Origin of the sequence: Halalkalibacter oceani, from assembly GCF_023715605.1 — a bacterium.
In the GTDB taxonomy this organism is placed as follows: Bacteria; Bacillota; Bacilli; order Bacillales; family Bacillaceae_D; genus Halalkalibacter; species Halalkalibacter oceani.
The window spans coordinates 67,414-85,941 of sequence record NZ_JAMBOL010000011.1; the positions used below are offsets into that span (position 1 = coordinate 67,414).

At 47.3% G+C, this 18,528-nt stretch carries 13 protein-coding genes and 1 other annotated feature; of the genes, 10 read left to right on the plus strand and 3 right to left on the minus strand.

Going from position 1 to position 18,528, the window contains the following annotated elements:
• Positions 1–276 precede the first annotated feature (276 nt).
• Positions 277–3,222 carry a transglycosylase domain-containing protein gene (locus M3202_RS13020; RefSeq protein WP_251223771.1) on the minus strand — a complete coding sequence of 982 codons (2,946 nt, stop codon included), beginning with the start codon at positions 3,220–3,222 and terminating at the stop codon, positions 277–279.
• 141 nt (positions 3,223–3,363) lie between these two features.
• Positions 3,364–3,570: a binding site (T-box leader), on the plus strand.
• Positions 3,571–3,630: 60 nt separating this feature from the next.
• On the opposite strand from M3202_RS13020, the gene tyrS reads away from it, so the two are divergent.
• From tyrS to M3202_RS13035, 3 genes are all read left to right on the plus strand, one after another.
• Positions 3,631–4,872, plus strand: coding sequence for a tyrosine--tRNA ligase (gene tyrS / locus M3202_RS13025; RefSeq protein WP_251223772.1), 1,242 nt, complete (start codon positions 3,631–3,633; stop codon positions 4,870–4,872).
• A 117-nt stretch (positions 4,873–4,989) separates the two neighbouring features.
• A complete protein-coding gene (locus M3202_RS13030) occupies positions 4,990–5,538 on the plus strand; it encodes a TetR/AcrR family transcriptional regulator (RefSeq protein ID WP_251223773.1) in 549 nt (182 codons plus the stop codon).
• A 64-nt stretch (positions 5,539–5,602) separates the two neighbouring features.
• Positions 5,603–6,712, plus strand: a complete 1,110-nt coding sequence (locus M3202_RS13035) for an MFS transporter (protein ID WP_251223774.1) — start codon at positions 5,603–5,605, stop codon at positions 6,710–6,712.
• 114 nt (positions 6,713–6,826) lie between these two features.
• Here the strand turns inward: M3202_RS13035 and rpsD are convergent, their stop codons facing one another.
• Positions 6,827–7,429, minus strand: coding sequence for a 30S ribosomal protein S4 (rpsD, locus tag M3202_RS13040; protein WP_251223775.1), 603 nt, complete (start codon positions 7,427–7,429; stop codon positions 6,827–6,829).
• A gap of 497 nt (positions 7,430–7,926) precedes the next feature.
• Here rpsD and M3202_RS13045 point away from each other — a divergent pair, with 497 nt between their 5' ends.
• Positions 7,927–10,167 carry a sensor domain-containing diguanylate cyclase gene (locus M3202_RS13045; protein ID WP_251223776.1) on the plus strand — a complete coding sequence of 747 codons (2,241 nt, stop codon included), beginning with the start codon at positions 7,927–7,929 and terminating at the stop codon, positions 10,165–10,167.
• Between the two features lie 228 nt (positions 10,168–10,395).
• Positions 10,396–11,019, plus strand: a complete 624-nt coding sequence (gene refZ / locus M3202_RS13050; protein WP_251223777.1) for a forespore capture DNA-binding protein RefZ — start codon at positions 10,396–10,398, stop codon at positions 11,017–11,019.
• A 25-nt stretch (positions 11,020–11,044) separates the two neighbouring features.
• On the opposite strand, the gene hisJ is transcribed toward refZ, so the two are convergent.
• Positions 11,045–11,860 (minus strand): histidinol-phosphatase HisJ, encoded by an 816-nt coding sequence (gene hisJ, locus M3202_RS13055; protein WP_251223778.1) that lies wholly within the window; start codon positions 11,858–11,860, stop codon positions 11,045–11,047.
• 242 nt (positions 11,861–12,102) lie between these two features.
• On the opposite strand from hisJ, the gene ezrA reads away from it, so the two are divergent.
• From ezrA to M3202_RS13080, 5 genes are all read left to right on the plus strand, one after another.
• Entirely contained in the window at positions 12,103–13,821 is a 1,719-nt protein-coding gene (gene ezrA / locus M3202_RS13060; protein ID WP_251223779.1) for a septation ring formation regulator EzrA, read from the plus strand.
• 177 nt (positions 13,822–13,998) lie between these two features.
• Entirely contained in the window at positions 13,999–15,153 is a 1,155-nt protein-coding gene (locus M3202_RS13065; protein ID WP_251223780.1) for a cysteine desulfurase family protein, read from the plus strand.
• The gene (gene thiI, locus M3202_RS13070; protein WP_251223781.1) at positions 15,143–16,351 is read left to right on the plus strand and encodes a tRNA uracil 4-sulfurtransferase ThiI; all 1,209 of its coding nucleotides are present in this window, start codon (positions 15,143–15,145) and stop codon (positions 16,349–16,351) included. Before M3202_RS13065 ends, thiI begins: the two co-directional genes overlap by 11 nt.
• Positions 16,352–16,541: 190 nt before the next feature.
• Positions 16,542–16,754, plus strand: coding sequence for an alpha/beta-type small acid-soluble spore protein (locus tag M3202_RS13075; protein ID WP_251192352.1), 213 nt, complete (start codon positions 16,542–16,544; stop codon positions 16,752–16,754).
• A 111-nt stretch (positions 16,755–16,865) separates the two neighbouring features.
• Positions 16,866–18,485 carry an amidohydrolase gene (locus M3202_RS13080; RefSeq protein WP_251223782.1) on the plus strand — a complete coding sequence of 540 codons (1,620 nt, stop codon included), beginning with the start codon at positions 16,866–16,868 and terminating at the stop codon, positions 18,483–18,485.
• Positions 18,486–18,528: the final 43 nt, after the last annotated feature.

An 18,528-nucleotide genomic window follows, 5' to 3' on the forward strand; every position in this document is an offset into this window, starting at 1 on the left:
ATGATTCGAACCATTTTAATGATTATAGGGGCAATTGTCGTGATTAGTATTATCCTTTCCTTGCTTTAAAGCGATAGCGGGAGAGCTGTCCTGGAATAAAGCGTTGCAAATCACGAGACGGCAGCCTGTACAAAAAAGGGGGTGTGGCAAAAGGAAAGAATCCTTTTGCCGCCCCCCGAAACAATGGCTGCTTATGCTGGCCGGCCAGTTTTGCAGCTGGCTCTTTTTTATTTTTAGGCCGTTGGTGCCTTGCTGTTGGAATCCATAGCTATTCAGCTAATTATTCTCTTCCTCAGGCGGCGGATCGTTAGGAGGAGGGTTATTGCCTGAACCGTTATTTCCGTTCCCGCCTCCATTTCCGTTTCCGTTGTTGCCATCAGGTTCAGCCGGTTCTTCCGGCGTATCCGTGCCATTTCCGTTGCTGTGATCCGGCTGGTTATTTCCATTCCCATTATTAGTAGAACCGCCAGATGAATTGTCTCCGTTGGCTGAATCTGAGTCTTCCGCTCCGTTGTCCGGCTGTTCGTCAGGTTGTTCCGGCGCGCTGCCGGCTATTGTGTTTGAGGCCGCTGATTCACGTCCGGCCGCATCTACGGCCGTGACATAGTACGAATAAGAGCCTCCTTGAACAGAGAAGCTTGTGTTTGTATTTTCCCGCACGCTTGTTAAAAGCTGATAGTTGTCCTGGCCGTTACTTGCCCGGTAAATCCGGTAGCCGACAATGTCATTGTCCGGGTGTTTATTCCAGCTTAAGGTTTGGCCATTTAAAGCCACTCCCCCGACTGGACCAGGAGTCCGTCCATTATTGGGCGCTTCCCGCTCAGGAATAATATTGCGCATCGACTCCGGCAAATAGTTGGACAGGTCGCCGATATCCAGGAAGTCCTTTGAGATCGCTACTCCTTGTTCCGTGAATTCGGCAGGGGTAGACGACAACGCAAGGTAGTTTTGGCCGTCAATTGTAACATAGCGCGCACTTTCCAGACTGTCATCCGCTTCCGATGGCAGAAACTTGACGTTAAAGAGATCCGTTGTAACAAGGCCTGCCTGCTGGCAAATCGTCGATGGCAAGAGACCTGTCAAACTGCAGATGGAACGTCTAACAATCCCATCCGGCATCGCAAATCTTTCGCTTGGCGCGAGCAGCTCCGGGTTGATAGAGTACGCGGCATTGGCCAGATTAGCCCAAATCTGCTGGGTACGCGGCCCGTAGCGTAAACCACCAACCGTGCGCTGAATCTCTTTCGGCGTATCATAGCCAATCCAGACGCCGAGCGTCACATTCGGGTTAAATCCGACAAACCAGGAATCATAGACATTACTCGTTGTTCCTGTTTTTCCAGCCCAATCTGCCGAAAAGGATAGCCGGCCAGGAAGAGAGCTTGCCGTTCCTCCCGGGCGAAGGACATCCCTCAGCATATCGAGTGTCAAATAGGCCGTTTGCGGGGTGAATACATCCCGTTTAACAGGCTCGTGCTCATAGACCAATTCCCCGTCCGCTGTTTCAATTCGCTCAATGAGATAGGATTCCACATAGGTACCCCCGTTGGCGAAAGTCGCATAAGCGTTTGTATTTTGTTCGACGGTAACGTTGTTTTCTGTAGCGCCGAGCGGAGCTGATTCATACGGCTCGCCATTGCTGAGACGAAAACCGAGATTCAGCAATGTGTCCCGCGCTTGCTCATGCGGTACTCTCTTAAAAGAGCGAACCGCCGGAACATTGCGTGAGCGGGCAAGCGACTCCCGCACGGAAAGCAAGCCTTGATGCTGGTTGTCAAAGTTGGTGATTTCCTGTCCGCCGGAATAGTACGCTTCTGTGTCCGGTACGACAATCCCCGGCTGAATCGCGCCGATTTCCATTGCGGGGGCGTAAGCGAGCAGCGGTTTCATCGTCGAACCGTTTTGCCGGTACGCCTGCGTAGCGTGATTGTATTGCAGGTCGCTGCCTTCATCTCTTCCGCCGACGAAGCTTTTAATGGCTCCCGTATGATTTTCAATCAGGATCGCCCCGACTTCCTCCTGTTCGCCATCCTTCATTGGTCCAAAGAGAGCATCGTTTTGCACGGCTTCCTGCATCGCAATGTACATGTTTTTATCCACTGTTGTATGGATGCGGTAGCCGCCGCTTCTAAGCTTGGTTGAAGCCTGCTCGCGGAACCGGTTATAGGTTTCAAGCCGTTCTTCTTCATTCAGTTCATCAAGAGAAATTTCTTCCTCCTCCAAGCGCTGCATGACTAAAATATCCGTCGCCCTCCGCATAACTTCGTAGGTGAGATAAGGATATTGATCAATTGGAGCCGGTGTGCTGTCTGTTAAATTGTCACGAATATCATACTGCAACGCTTCCTGATATTCCGCGTCTGAAATGAAGCCCGATTCATGCATTCTCGATAGTACGGTTTTCATCCGGTTAAGCCCGGGTTCGAGATTTTCCTTGATCGAACCGTCTCCGGTAAAAGGTGTATAGCCGAACGGGCTTTGCGGCAGGCCGGCAATATAGGCAGCCTGAGCGACGGAAAGGTCTTTTGCATCAACGCCGAATATTCCCTGAGCGGCTGCCTGTACACCGGCGATATGACGGCCTGAGGAATTGCGCCCGAAAGGTACGATGTTTAAATAAGCTTCAAGGATTTCGTCTTTTTCAAGGAATTGTTCAAGCCTTAGAGCAAGCAGGATCTCCGTTGCTTTCCGGTCAAACGAAACTTCACTTGTCAAAATCTGATTTTTGATCAGCTGCTGGGTCAATGTACTACCACCTGTTTGCACAGCAGAATTAGCGAACTCCTGGAAGGTCGCCCGCATGATTGCCTTCGGGACAATGCCCTCGTGCTCATAAAAATACTCATCCTCCGTAGCGATGATCGCATTTTTCAAATGGTCGGACACGTCTTTGAGCGCCACTTTGTGCCGTTCAATTTCGGAAGGGAGCTCGCCGAGATAAACATTATCAGCAAAAAAGACCTGGCTCGTTTCCTCATAGTCATAAATCCTTGCTTTCATGTCGTCGGCGCTGCGGAGTGTTTCGTCCTGGACAAGTGAGGCGAAATATCCGGCCGCTGTTCCGCCGATGAAGAAAAGGGACATAAAGCCAGCGACTAAACATATGAGAAAAAGATTCCAGAATACCTGATAGGTGATCCCGATTTTGCGAAAGACCTTCAGTTCATGGAGCCTTCTTGTAAACGCTTTGAATTTCTCTATAAGTGCAGAATCTTGTTTCATAGCAAACCTCCTATATATCAGAAACATTATAGCATAATGCCGTCGATGGAGGATATGAAAACCGCAAATAATGTAGAATGTTATATTGACAGGGGTGAATCATTGTGGTAAAAAAGAAACATCGTAAATAGAGCATATATAGGTAAAGCTGTGAAGGATCGAAGTAATCGTTGCTTCCCTGTTTTAGAGAGCTGATGGGTGGTGCGAATCAGTACACAGGCAACGATGAAATACAATCTGGAGCTTTCTTTGTGATAAGCAAAGAACGGAACATTCCGTTATTGAAATGAAGTGGAAGAAGGCTGACTTCTTCAACAAGGGTGGTAACGCGACAACCTCGTCCCTTTTTTAGGGAGGAGGTTTTTTTCTGCTCTAGTGCAAAAGTGAAACGAAACAGGAGGAAGACAAATGGAAAAAGAGGTAACATTAACAGCTGAACAGCAGGCCGAGGTGGAACGTCAGCTTGCTTATTTACAACGCGGCGTTGTGGAAATTATTCCGGAAGCGGACTTTCGTCAAAAAATTGAAAAGTCCGTCGTTACCGGAAAACCGTTGAAAATCAAGCTCGGGATGGATCCGTCCGCTCCCGATGTTCATCTCGGTCATACGGTCGTTTTGCACAAGCTGAGACAATTTCAGGAATTAGGGCATGAGATTCAAATGCTGATCGGTGATTTCACCGGCAGAATTGGTGACCCGACCGGGAAATCTGAAACACGAAAGCAGCTGACGGATGAAGAAGTAAAGAAAAACGCCGAAACCTATGTCGAGCAATATGGAAAAATTCTTGATATGGACAAAGCAAAGCTTTACTATAACTCAGCTTGGTTAAAAGAGTTGACGTTTGAGGATGTCATTAAGCTGGCCGGCAATATGACGGTGGCCCGGATGCTTGAACGTGATGATTTTGAAAAACGCTATAAATCGGGGCAACCGATCTCGATTCACGAGTTCTTCTACCCGCTTATGCAAGGATATGATTCCGTGGCAATGGAATCTGACATTGAAGTGGGGGGAACCGATCAGAAGTTCAATTTATTGATGGGCAGACATTTGCAGGAAGCCTATGGAAAAGACAAGCAGGTCGCACTGACGCTGCCGTTGATTGAAGGACTTGATGGGGAACGGAAAATGTCGAAGTCACTCGGCAATTATATCGGCATCGATGAAGCGCCTAATGAAATGTTCGGGAAGGCGATGTCGATTCCCGATGAGCTGATGGTGAAATACTATAAGCTGGCCACGGATCTTTCCATGGAAGAAATTGAAGAGCTTGAGCGCGGGTTGGAGGACGGCAGCGTGCACCCACGCGATGCGAAAATGCGTCTTGGCGCTACCTTCGTGGAGATGTATCACGGGAAAGCAGAGGCGGATGAAGCGGTCGACTATTTCAAAACGGTCTTTCAAAAGCGTGCTTTGCCGAGCGATATCCCGGAAGCGCAATGGACTGGAGACAACCCGGTCTGGATCGTCGACTTGCTTGTTGAGCTGAAGCTGCTAAGCTCAAAAGGGGAAGCAAGACGGATGATTCAAAACGGCGGGGTGAAGATTAACGAAGAAAAAGTAACCGATGTTCAACTGCAACTGCAAGTCGAGGACGGGCAGGTCATTCAAGTCGGAAAGCGCAAGTTCGTAAAAATAAGCATGTAAAAAAAGGAAGGCAATGGCTTTAGGAGAACAGACCTGAAGCCATTGCTTTTTCTTGCAAAAGCAGAATGAATATGCAAAAATAGAGTGATCGTTCTATATAAAGGTGGGTTGGTTGGAATGAGTCGGAAAAAAGAAAATTTATTGGAGCAGGCGGAACGGCTTTTTTACGAGCACGGTTTTCATGCGATTGGGTTGAAGAAAGTCGTTACAGAGTCCGGTGTCGCGCTAATGACGCTTTACAATCATTTTCAATCGAAAGAGGATTTAATTATGGAAGTGTTAAAAAGAAGAGAAGCCCGGTATTTTTCCAGCTTGAAGGCGTGCCTAAACGAGGCCAAAGGGGAGCCTTCTGTGGCGCTGATGGAAGTGCATCTTTTCTGGACACGGAGGCACGGATCGAATGGCTGTATGTTTTTAAGAGCGAAGGAAGAGTTTGCGAATGGCAATCAGGCGATTGTCGATTATGTCGATGCACATAAAAAGGCGCTAATCGATTTTTTCCAAGCGGCAGGCTACACAAACCGGAACGCGATCCGCCTCGCCCTGCTCTTTGAAGGAACGACTGCTTTGGCGGAAACGAGGCCGCTTGATGAAGTTGCTGAGGAATGTCTCTTTTTCGCTAAACAAATCAGACTGGAGAGCGATGAAAAAGCTAAGTCGGAATAGGAGAAGGCTTAGTTTTTTTCTTTAAAAATAGACTGATCGTTCTATCTAAAAAGGAGATGAGAAAATGGGGAAAATCGTATGGCCCGGTGTCGCGATGATTGCTGTCACCTATGCCTTGGCAAGGTTCAGCTTTGGCTTGTTTTTGCCGGATATTTCGACTTCCCTCAAGCTAAAGGAAAGCACCGCCGGGATCGCTGCATCGGCTGCTTATGTTTCTTACTCGGCAGCGTTGCTGACGGCGCCGTTTTTGATTCGTCGGTTCGGCTGTTTTCGCTTAATACAAGCCGCCGGGATCACAGCGCTCGTCGGGATGAGCGGAATTGCGCTGGCACAAAGCTTCTCCCCGCTTGTGATTAGCATTTTTGCTGCGGGGATCGGCAGTGGCTGGGCTTCCCCGGCGCTAAGTCAGGTCGCGACGATCTCACTAAAGGAAGCAGATAAGGATCGCGGGAATATGTGGATAAACAGCGGCTCAGGTTTCGGCCTGCTCGTTTCCGCTCCTGTCGCGCTTTTGTTTACCGAACATTGGCGGCTCGCTTATTTTTTATTTGTGCTCATCGCCTTGGCGGTGCTTCTCTGGAACTCGCTTTCTCTTCCGGCACGGCAAGAGAAGGCCGTAACAGCCGGGAGCAAGGCATCCTGGTATATTATCGTCAAAGCAAAGGAGCTACTGTTGGCTTCATTCCTGATTGGCGGCAGCTCTGCGATTTTTTGGACGTTTTCCCGCAGCTATTTAACGGTCGTCCATCAGATGAGTACGACGGAGAGCGTTACTTTTTGGATGGTGATGGGGATTTCGGGGATCATCGGCGGACTGACGGGCAGCGCCATCGGGAAGATCGGTCTGGCCTTGACCTATCGGCTCGTTTTCCTGTTGCTGCTGCTGGCGATTGCGCTGATTACGGTTCCAGCTGATGTGGCAGTGTATGTCTCCGCGCTGCTCTTTGGCAGCACCTATATCGCCCTGACCGGAGTGCTCGTGATCTGGGCGACACGATTGTTTCCAGCAGAGCCTTCAATCGGCGTCAGCCTTTCTTTTCTGGCGCTCGGTCTCGGCCAATCACTCGGCTCATTGGCCGGAGGAGCATTGATTGACAGCACGGCATACCCTTTTGCATTTCTAATGTTTGCAAGCCTTGGGACGGCGGGGCTGTTTATTGCTGTTCGACAATAAAAAATAGGATTTTTTCGTTGAATTAGTTTATTTATCGCTATTTCTAAAAAAGCGTTCTAAACAAAAAAGCCTGTCGACAAAGTCGACAGGCTGGGGTAAGACCCTTATAATCGCTTAACGAGAATAGAATTCGACGATAAGCGCTTCTGTAATTTCAGAAGGAAGCTCAGCGCGTTCTGGAAGACGAGTGTATGTGCCTTCAAGCTTTTCAGCATCGAAAGATACATAACCAGGAACGAAGTCGTTGCCTTCCAACGCCTCTTTAATGATGTCAAGGTTGCGGGACTTCTCACGCACACCGATTGTTTGACCTGGCTTTACGCGGTATGATGGAATATCAACGCGGTTGCCGTCAACAACGATATGACCGTGGTTAACAAGCTGGCGAGCTGCACGACGAGTGCGGGCAAGACCCATGCGGTAAACAAGGTTGTCAAGACGTGACTCAAGTAGAATCATGAAGTTTTCACCATGGATACCAGCCATTTTACCAGCTGTATCGAACGTGCGACGGAATTGACGCTCGTTGACACCATACATGTGACGAAGCTTTTGCTTTTCTTGTAATTGCACTCCGTATTCGGAAAGCTTCTTACGTTGGTTTGGACCGTGCTGCCCTGGAGCATACGGACGTTTTGCTAATTCTTTACCTGTTCCACTTAGTGAAATGCCTAAGCGGCGGGATAATTTCCAAGATGGACCTGTATAACGAGCCATAAATAGACTCCTCCTTGTTATTTTGTTTGTTGCAAAATAACAACCGCATTGTAATCTCATAGCTACGTTCATTTTGTCTTCATGCATGTTCGCTTCGACAGCTAGAAGTTACAGATGCACCTCGATTCATGCAGCCGCATCGAGGAACAAAATGAAAAACATAGTATGTTTACATTGGCTGTCTTTTTACACAAACTCCATTATATTAATTTACACGTTTAATGTCAAGAAGAGAGCGGAATATTGAGAAGGGAGATAAAAAAATTCATAATTTTTTGTATCGGAACGTTCTAGTTACATAGTAAAATGGAATAAGTTGTTTTATAATAGATGTAGAAAGACCCAAAAGAATGATGATTTAATGAATGAAATGGTTCATATATTTATGAGGGGGAGGGGCATATTTTCCTACTTCACTAATTTTGGCTAAGGAAATCATTAAAAATCAGTGCAAATGTGAGTCATTTAACATGCATGTTATGTGGTGGTGTAAGAGAATGGATAAAATTCTGAATGGAAACAGCGACAATAGTCAATATAGACCATTTTTGGAAGAGCTTGTCTCAAACCGTAACAAGAGTACAGCTTTATTTGAACCTGCTGTTTTTTTTATTGCATCAAATGAGAGAATTCTCTCCGCATACAAGATGGGTTATGTGCCGCCTTCCATGGACGAGGCGCTCACCTATTTTGAAAGCAACTTTTCAGCACAAAAGCTAAAATGCAAGTGTAAAGACTCTGTTTTGCTAGCAGTTCCTTTCTCTGCGCACGAACATATTGATACTCCGTTATATTTAGGTGTCGTTCTTTCTGCTTCGGCAAAGGAAGAGCCGATTATCAGCTATTTAGAAGGGGTTGTGACCGGGTCAGGACTGACGACGAAGCGACTGAAGAAGAAAAAGATGTTTCCGATTAATGAATTACTGGAATTGGCCGGCTATCAAATGGAGTTTACTTCGCTGGCCAATGCGTTAAACACCTGCTATAAAAAAAACGACAGCGGCTCCGGCAAGTTAGTGATTGTCGAGCGAAGTGAAGAACGATTCGTTCCTTTGTTTTATCCGTCTCATTGGGATCTTGATCATTTTGACGCGGTGTTTAAACAGCAGCACTATGAAAGCAAAATCGGTGCGGAACCGTTTGTGCTGTTAAAAGACAGTCAGTTGTTTGAAAACAATTATCACTACCACGTCATCTGTGCCATAGAAGTGGAAAACAAGCCTGTTTCCCTGCTCCTGTTTACGTTTGAAACCGAGCATGAGGCTCAAAAAGCAAAAGATGACTACGAGCAGTCGATCAAAGAAATTTTACCGATTCTTGAAAAAGCATATATACAGGAAAAAGATGTCCAGGAAGCACAAAGGCGGGATATTTTACTGCAAGTAACGAAGAAATTCCACTCTACAATGGACATTGGTGAAGTGCTGGGGGAGATTGTCGAGGCGATTGAAAGAGCCTATCCTCACTACCACGTCCATCTCCTTCTTTCACAGGAATGGCAAGTGAACGAAAATGTCTCCATTAAGCCGTTGAAATATGGAACGGAAAGCGGTAACAGTACAGCGGAGCATGCGTATTTAACCGGCCAAATCCAAGTGGATAAAGAACTGGAGGACAATTCAAAGATTCTTTACGCCCCTTTGCGCGGCAAGCAAGGTGTTTACGGCGTGATGGAAATTATGACTTCTGAAGATGTCCATGTGCCGCAGTATGAAATTGACTTCATTCAAATGCTGGCGGATACAGGAGGGAACGCTTTAGAAAATGCTGAGCTTTATCAGCAATCGAGAAATCTGATTCATGATTTACAGCTTATTAACGAGACGTCACACCAGTTAAATTCAAATCTGCGCCTGGCGGATACGATCAACTTTATGACGCAGCAGATCATCGAGTCATTTAAAGCCGAAGAAGTGGGTTTCATCATGTTCCATGCCAATGGGGAAGCCGTCGTTCTCGACGGAAGTACACCCTTTTTCAAAAATGAAGATTCCCTTGATGCCCTCGAGCCGTTAATAAGAAAGGTGAAGCGCGATAAAGACCCGATTTACATTGGGGATACGGAGCGTCATGAAGATGTTCAGCTCGATTTTTACAAGTCAGTATTAATGGTGCCGATGATTCAGAACAATGAACTAAAAGGGATGGTTGTCACGGTTCATCAAAGCTCCTATCACTTTACCTTTGAAAATTTTAAACTACTGCAATCTTTGGTTCATCATTCCACCTTGGCTTTTTCCAATTCCATGCTGCACGAAGAACTCGAACGGCTCGTGATCACCGATCACTTAACGAAGCTGTTTTCGCGTAACCATTTGGACGAGCGGATTCAAGAGTCGATGTACAAGCAGAATCAGGGGACATTTTTGCTGCTTGATATTGATAACTTTAAGCAAATCAATGATACGTACGGGCATCAGGTAGGCGATGATATCATCATTCAGGTCGCCAATATTATGAAACGGAACATTCGCGAGGAAGATATTGCGGCAAGATGGGGCGGGGAAGAGCTGGCCATCTATTTCCCGAATATCGAGGTGAAGATTGGGCAGCAGATTGCAGAGCGGATCGTCAAAGCCGTAGCGATTGAAACGAGTCCCCGTGTCACAGTGTCGATTGGGATTTCACATTGGAGCTCAAGAGAAAGCGAAGTGTCGTTGAAGCTGCTGTTCAATCAGGCCGATACCGCTCTTTATGAAGCGAAGGAAACAGGGAAAAATCGTGTCGTTGTGAAATAACGAGCGCGTAAATGAATATCCGCTTTACAAAGGCGGGGCTGGATACTGCTCTGGGCTTGTCCTGAAAGGTTAGTCAAGTGAACCTTTCAGGACAAGCTTTTTGTCTGTTTTTGACTGAAAAAAATGTAGAAAGTTCTTCGGCCAATGTCGATGGATTATGGAAGGAATTGATCAGCGTCGGGGCGAAGCAGAAGGGGAAGAAGACTATGACAAAGGGGACAACAAAACATGAAGGGATCAACGAAAAAGAAAATGGTAGATGCAGCGATCAGACTCTTTTATACCCAGGGATATGATGGTACCTCTGTCAGAGATATTGCTTCCTCAGCCAATGTGAACATCGCTTTGGTTTCCTACTATTTTGGCGGAAAAAAAGCGCTCTATGAAAAGATTTTGATTCAATTTCTCGAAGGATATTTGCAAACGATGCATAAAGCGATCAGGCAGCAAACGAACTCCGTCCAGGAGAGTCTGCTTTCGGTGATCAGGGAGCTGCTTGTTTATCAGGCGACAAATCATTATACCGCGCGGATGGTACATCGCGAAATGACGCTCGACTCCGTTCTTGTCAGGGAAATTATGACAACTTATTTACGGAAGGAAAAGCATGATTACGAGCAAATGATCAAGCTTGGGATGAAAAAAGGAGAGTTTCAGCGCCAGTCGGTCGACTATGTGATCATTCAGATCCGGACGATGGTGAATATGCCTTATTTGACTCCCCATTATTTTCAGGAGCTGTACCAGCTGTCACCGAAAGAGCCTTATTTCGTCGACCGGTATATGGAGCATATTGCAAGATGGGTGAAGGCCGCCCTTTGTCAGCCCAAGGCCGAAACAGGAATCGCGTAAGCTTCCTGTTTCGGGGCGAAAGAAGCTACGGCTTTGCCAGCGGAGCTGCGGCAAGCTGGTCGTAGCCACTGAGCAGCCCATTGGCCGAATGAGCGTCCGAGCCGTAGACAAGCGGGATCTTCAGCCGAACGGCTTCTTCAATGATGCTTGCGTAAGGGTAAGGCTCACGGCAAAGCGGCTTCAGGCAGCCTGCGCCATTGTAATCCAGCTGATATCCTTTTTGCTGGATGGCTGTCAGAATACGGGTGATCTCTTTTGCGAACAACTGCGAATCGGGAGCCGGAAAGCGTTTTTGGAATTTACGGGCGAGCGTCATATGCCCGATTCTTTTTGGCTTGTAGCGGCCCAGATCCGCCTTGATGGAAGCGAAAACGGTTTGATAATAATGCTCGTGCACTTTGGCGGTAGAGCCGAGCAAATCAACCGCTGACTGAAAGACATCCGGACTGTAATCAAGACAAAGATAGCGGTCGCGAAGATGGAGAAAGTGAACGGAAAGAATGCTGTCATCCAGCAATGGACCAACCTCGTTCAGAAAGTCGGCCGTCTCCTTTTCAAACCCTTCAATATAATCAACCTCAAGGCCCAGCAGAATGTTGAGCCTTCCTTTATATTCTCTCTTTACCAATTGAATGTGTTCGATATACCGTGGTAAATCAGCCGGGTTCATGCCGCTGTCCTGCTGAGGGGTGGGGTCATCGAAGGAAGCGGGGAGCGGGGCATGCTCCGTAAAGCTGATTCCCTCTATGCCAAGGGCAATGGCTTTCTCGCAATAATCGACAAAATCATCCTTTGTGCCATGCGGACAAAGGGGGCTGTGAACATGTCCATCGTGTACCATCGTAGAATCTCCTTCTAAAATTAAATAAGAACCACGAAAAAAACGTACAAAGTGTTACTTTCATGGTATCATAATACATAATTAAAGTCGTGAAAAATAAAAAATTTGTCAATATATAAAGGATATTTGTGTTTTGTAGAGAAAAACAAAAGGGCGATGAGAAATTCGCTGTATTTTTTAGAAGCTCAAATTGAGGCCTTCAATACAAAACATTCCAAGGATCTATAGAAGGGAGTCCTCACATGCGTTATGTAGTTTATACAGCTATTGCTATTATCCTTGTTTTAATTGTAATAAGCGCCATTTTGCGCAGGAAAACGTATAAAGAAGTAGACCAGTTAGAAGAATGGAAAAATGACATTTTAAATCGGACGATACCGGAAGAAATCGGTAAGGTGAAACAATTACATATGTCAGGCCAGACGGAAGAAAAGTTCGAAGAATGGCGGAGCGAATGGGATGATATTGTCGGCACCATTTTACCAAACATTGAAGAGCAATTGTTTGATATAGAGGAGCTGGCAGCCAAAAACCGCTTTAAAAAAGCAAAGCTGCAAACGGAAACTACCCGCCAGAGGCTGCAAGGGATTGAAGATCAATTGAAGCAGATGCTTGAGGAAATCGATCAGCTCGTTCAAAGCGAGGAGCAGAACCGGACGGAGATCGATGATGTGAGAAGGCGTTACAAGGAGTTGCAGGCCGCTTTGTTAAAGCGCCGGGGTTCACTCGGGAAGGGTGTTGCCGGATTTGATGAACGAATGGAGCAGATTCAAACCTTGCTCGAATCATTCGAAACAGCGACAGCAGAAGGGAGTTATCTGAAGGCGCGCGATCATCTGCTAAAAGCGGGTGAATTGCTTCAGGAAACAGAGTCCCTGCTTGAGCGTTATCCAAAGCTGTTGGTTCAGGCTGAGACGACCATTCCAAATGAGCTTAAAGAAATCGAGGAAGGCATGAAAGGGATGGAAGAGGCCGGCTACAAGCTGGAACCATTTTCGCTGGAAAAACAGCTATCAGGCATCAAAAGCGAGCTCGACAAGCTGAAGGAAGAGCTGCTGGCGTTGAAATGTGATGAGGCCGAGGAGCGGTTGCACGAGGTGTCAGCCCAAATAGAAGGGATTTATGAGCTGCTGGAGTTTGAAGTTGATTCAAAGCAATTTGTGACAGAGCAGTTGCCCGAGCTTGAGCAGCTTTGCGAGCAGGCCAAAAATCAGATCAATGATTTATTTGAGGAGACCGTTCAGGTTCAGCAGAGCTATCATATTTCGAAAGAGAAGCTCGCCGCAAGGAAAAAGATGGAGGAAGCGGTACTTGATCTCACCAGACAGCTGGATGTCTTACAGGAAATTACGGCCAATGAGAGTCAGACATTCACGTCCATCCGTGAGATGGTAGAGGAATGGAAGCTTGAGATTACGAAGCTGACTCAGTCCATCGCCGAGGATAAACAGGCGTTGTTTGCTTTGCGCGAGGACGAATGGCGGGCAAAGGAAACACTCCACTCGCTTCAGGAAACATTGCTGGACACGAAGCGGACGATCAAAAAAAGCAATATTCCAGGACTGCCGGAAGCTGCGCTGCTTACGCTCCAAGAAGCTGAGCAGAAAATGGATGAAGCGTCCGAGCAGCTGCATCAGGTTCCGTTGGAGCTGGGGCGGGTTACCGTTCTCGTCGAGGAAGCTGTAAAGACGGTTAAGGAAAGCGAAGAACTGATCAACGACACAATTGAGCTGGCAACATTTGCCGAGTATGTCATTCAGTTCGGCAACCGCTTCCGCAGCCGCTCACATGATGTGCATCAAGGGCTGACGAATGCGGAGCACTATTTCCGTCAGTATGAATATGAACAAGCGGTTGAAACAGCTGTTGCTGTGATCAAGCCTTATGACCCTGATGTGCTGGAACGGGTCGAGGAATATTTGAACATGTATCAGAAAAGTGGATTAAAGCAGGAGATTTGACGAAGCTGCTGAAAAAGTATGATTTTTACTTTTTCAGCAGCTTTTTCGTAATGAGCGTAGCCATTGCTCTTCATCGAGTTACAGGCCTCGTCGCTCATGCTTTTTTACGAAGACGACAAGCTTGTTATTTGCCGATTTTGTGCTAACATAGATGGGTGTATATAGGGAGGCAGGCAGATGATTTATCTAGATAACAGCGCGACAACACAACCATATAAAGATGTGGCAGAAGCATATATGAAGGTGGCAACACGTTATTTCGGCAATCCTTCATCGCTGCACTCATTGGGGATGCAAGCCGAAAATTTGCTGATAGAAGCGCGAAACCGGATTGCTGATTTGCTTGAGGTCGAGGCACAGGAAATTATCTTTACTTCCGGGGGAACAGAAGGCAACAGTTTAGCGATCAAAGGGACAGCTTATGCCCGAAGCACGCACGGGAAGCATGTGATCACGAGTCAGGTGGAGCATCCTTCTGTGCTGGAAAGCTTCCGGCAGCTTGAGCGTGAAGGATTTGAAGTGACGTATTTGCCTGTAACGGAGGAAGGGCGAGTGGAGCCTGATGATGTCAGCCGGGCGCTGCGGCCGGATACGATTCTCGTTTCTCTGATCCATGTCAATAATGAAGTCGGTACGATTCAGCCGATTGAAGAAATTGGAAAGCGGCTCGCGGGCCATCCAAAAGTCTATTATCATGTCGACCATGTTCAAGGGATTACGAAAGTGCCGTTGAACGTAAAAGCGTCGAATGTCGATCTATGCACGTGTTCAGCCCATAAATTCCATGGTATGAAGGGGACGGGCTTTTTATATGTCCGCAAGGGACTGCAGCTGAGCCCACTTTTTCAGGGAGGTCAGCAGGAAGGCCGGATTCGCGCCGGAACGGAAAACGTGGCCGGTGTTGTGGCGATGGCCAAAGCGTTACGGATGACGGTTGAGCAGCAGGAACAGAAGCTGGCGAAATTGGTTCAGCAAAACAGACAAGTGCGCGATGTTCTGCATCAAATAGAAGGGGTGTATGTCAATTCTCCTGAGATTGACAGCGCCGCACCGCATATCATTAACTTTTCCGTACCGGGAATAAAGCCGGAGGTCCTCGTTCAATCATTAAGTGAGAAGGAGATCTACGTCTCGACAAAATCAGCCTGCTCCTCGAAGCTGAGCGCACCGAGTCAAATATTGACCGCGATGGGCTTTGGCGAGGACAGAGCAAGCGCGGGAATCCGGATAAGCCTGTCTTTTGAAACGACAGAGGTAGAGATCGCCGCGCTAAATAAGGAATTGCAAACCGTTATCCCTGAATTGTTGGAGGTTGTAAAACGTGAAGTATAATCATATTTTAGTACGTGTCGGAGAGCTTGCGTTGAAGGGGAAGAACCGTTCCCTTTTTGAAAAGCATCTCCAGGAAAATATAAAAATGAGCTTGAAGATGTTTCCCGCTTTGCGCTATAAGCGGACATTCGGCCGGATCATCATTGAATTAAACGGAGAAGATCATGAAGCGATCATCGAGAAGCTGCAAAATATTTTCGGGATTCATTCGTTCAGCCTGGCGCTAATGGTCGAGAACGATCTTGCCGAGATTCAAAAAGGAGCGCTGGAGGTGTTGAACAGTCATCCAGCGCCGGTAAAAACATTTAAAATTACAACGAAGCGCGCTTACAAGCAGTTTCCATATGATACGCAGCAGCTCAATCACAAAGTTGGCGGCTATGTGCTGGCCCATTCCTCCGATCAATTGAAAGTGGATGTTCATCAGCCTGATTTAGACATTCGCCTCGAAGTACGGGAAACAGCGACATATCTGACTTCAGCGACGTATCAAGGAGCCGGGGGACTGCCAGTTGGAACCGGAGGGAAAGTGTTGCTGCTTCTGTCAGGCGGAATCGACAGCCCGGTCGCCGGTTATTTGACGATGAAGCGCGGGACAAGAATTGAAGCGATTCATTTTCACAGTCCGCCGTATACGAATGAAAGGGCGAAGCAAAAGGTGCTCGACCTCGCGAAAACGTTAACAAAGTTTGGCAGCAGCGTCGTCGTTCACCTCGTCCCTTTTACCGAAATGCAAAAGCATATTCATCAGGAAGTGCCAAGTAATTTTCAAATGACGATTATGCGCAGGATGATGCTGAGAATCAGCGAAAAAATTGCTGAACGACGAAAGATTCTCGCTTTGGCGACAGGGGAAAGTCTTGGGCAGGTCGCCAGTCAAACGCTGCACAGCATGAACACCATTAATGAAGTGACGAATTTACCGATTATTCGTCCACTGATTACAATGGATAAATTGGAAGTGATTGAAATCGCCAGACGCATCGACACCTATGATATTTCCATTCTTCCATATGAAGATTGCTGTACGATCTTTTTGCCGCCTGATTCAAAAACGAGACCGAGACGCGATCAGGCCCATAAATTCGAGCAGTTTGTCGAGACTGAGAAGTATGTCAACGATGCTGTCGAAAGAACGGAGCAAATTACGATTACAAGTTATACAAAAGCCCAGGAAGAAATCGAAGAACTGTTTTAAAAAATCAAAAAGAATTTCCGGTGACTCGTAATGAGCGTAGCGATTACTCTTCTTCGAGTTACAAAAAAGGCTATAGCGAATCCGCACGCCGCTTTTTTTCTTAAATGAATTTGCATTAATTACCATTAAGCTGTTTGCATGTTTTCTGCCCTTTCGACTCATTCTATGAGTACAGAAGGAGGTGAGACACATGGCAAGCAACAACAGCGGTAACAGCAATCAATTACTTGTACCAGGTGTACAACAAGCTTTAGATCAAATGAAATATGAAATTGCACAAGAATTTGGTGTGCAACTAGGAGCTGACTCTACTTCTCGTGCCAACGGTTCTGTAGGAGGAGAGATCACAAAGCGTCTTGTTCAAATGGCTGAACAACAAATGGGTGGTTTCCAACAACAATAATATAGTATTGGCTTCCAGAGGGTGTCCTAACCGGGCGCCCTCTTTGCGTTGCATCTTCTCATTCTATCTGGCACGATAGTAGGTGAATATGAAGGGGAAAGGAGAATGCGGATGGGAACCTTATGGCACAACGGAACCTTTTTTACGATGAGCCAAGAAGGGGAAGTGGCAGAAGCCGTTTATGTCGAAAATGGATTAATTCAAGCTGTCGGAGAAACGGAGAAGCTTGAGCGGCAATATAAAGATCGAATGACGTCAAGGCGGGATGTTGGCGGTGCGTTTGTCTATCCGGGCTTTGTCGACAGCCATCTTCATCTGATCGGGCATGGGGAAAAGCTGCTTCGGCTTGATTTGTCAGAAGTGGCCTCGGCAGCGGAAATGAAACAGCTTTTGCGGAAAAAGGTGCTGGAGAACAAAGAGGACGAGTGGCTTTTTGCTGAAGGCTGGAATGAAAACAATTTCAGCGACCGGAAAATTTTTCACCGCTCTGAGCTCGATGAAATCGCTCCCGATCAGCCGATGTATTTGAGCAGGATTTGCCGCCATGCCGCGCTGGTCAACAGTGAAGCATTAAAGCGGGCGGGCATTTCAAGCGCGACTCCCGATCCGCCCGGGGGAGTGATTGTCCGGGATCATCAAGGGGAACCGACAGGCTATTTATTAGATACGGCGACGGAATTGATCAAGCAAGTGATCCCACCGGTATCAGAGGAATACATACGCAGGGCGTTGATGACAGCTGTAGATGATGTAGTAAAGCTCGGACTCGTCGGCGGACATACGGAGGATCTATTTTATTATGGCGGCTTCTTGCGGACATTTAAACAGTTTCAGGAAGTAATCGACGGCAAACGGCGAAAATTCCGCGCCCATCTGCTTATTCATCATGAGGCGCTCGCCGAGATGGAGGCAGCAGGGGTCAAAGAGCGGGAAATCAGCCCGTTTTTGGAGCTGGGCGCGGTTAAAATCTTCGTCGATGGCGCTCTTGGCGGCAGGACCGCGCTGCTTCGCGATCCGTATACGGATGATCCGTCAACGTCCGGTGTGGCGATCCATACGGAAGAAGAGCTGCTGAAGCTTGTCAAGCTGGCCCGAGCGAAAGGACGTCCGGTCGCGCTTCATACAATTGGCGATCAAGCATTGGCCCTTTCGCTGGCAGCAATTCAATCGTATCCGTTGGCAGACGGCGAAGGCAGAGACCGCTTGATTCATGTTCAAGTTGTTAATGACGAGTTAGTCGAGCAAATGACGAAGCTCCCTGTTGTGCTTGATATTCAGCCCCGCTTCGTCGTTTCAGACTTTCCATGGGTCATGGAGCGTCTTGGTTATGACAGGCTGCCGCACTCATTCGCCTGGAAGAGTCTGTTGGCCCGAGGCTTGCATTGCGCCGGCGGTTCGGACGCGCCGATTGAGCCGGTTGATCCTTTGCTCGGCATTCATGCCGCAGTGACGCGCAGAAAAGCCGGCGAGACGCATGAAGGCTACCTGCCGGAGCAGAAGCTTTCTGTATTTGAAGCAGTGACGCTTTTTACCCGGGGCAGCGCCTATGCGAGTAACAAAGAGAAGGAAAGGGGACAAATCGCACCTCGGTTTACAGCTGATTTTACGGTGCTTGACACGAATTTGTTTACGTGCGAGCCGGATCAGATTGTGAAGGCTAACGTAATGATGACGGTTGTCGATAACACGGTCGTCTATACCCGGGGCGGGGATAACGATGCTAAATCGTAACTGTCAGACGACAGATTGTATGGTATCATGAACGATGGTAAAA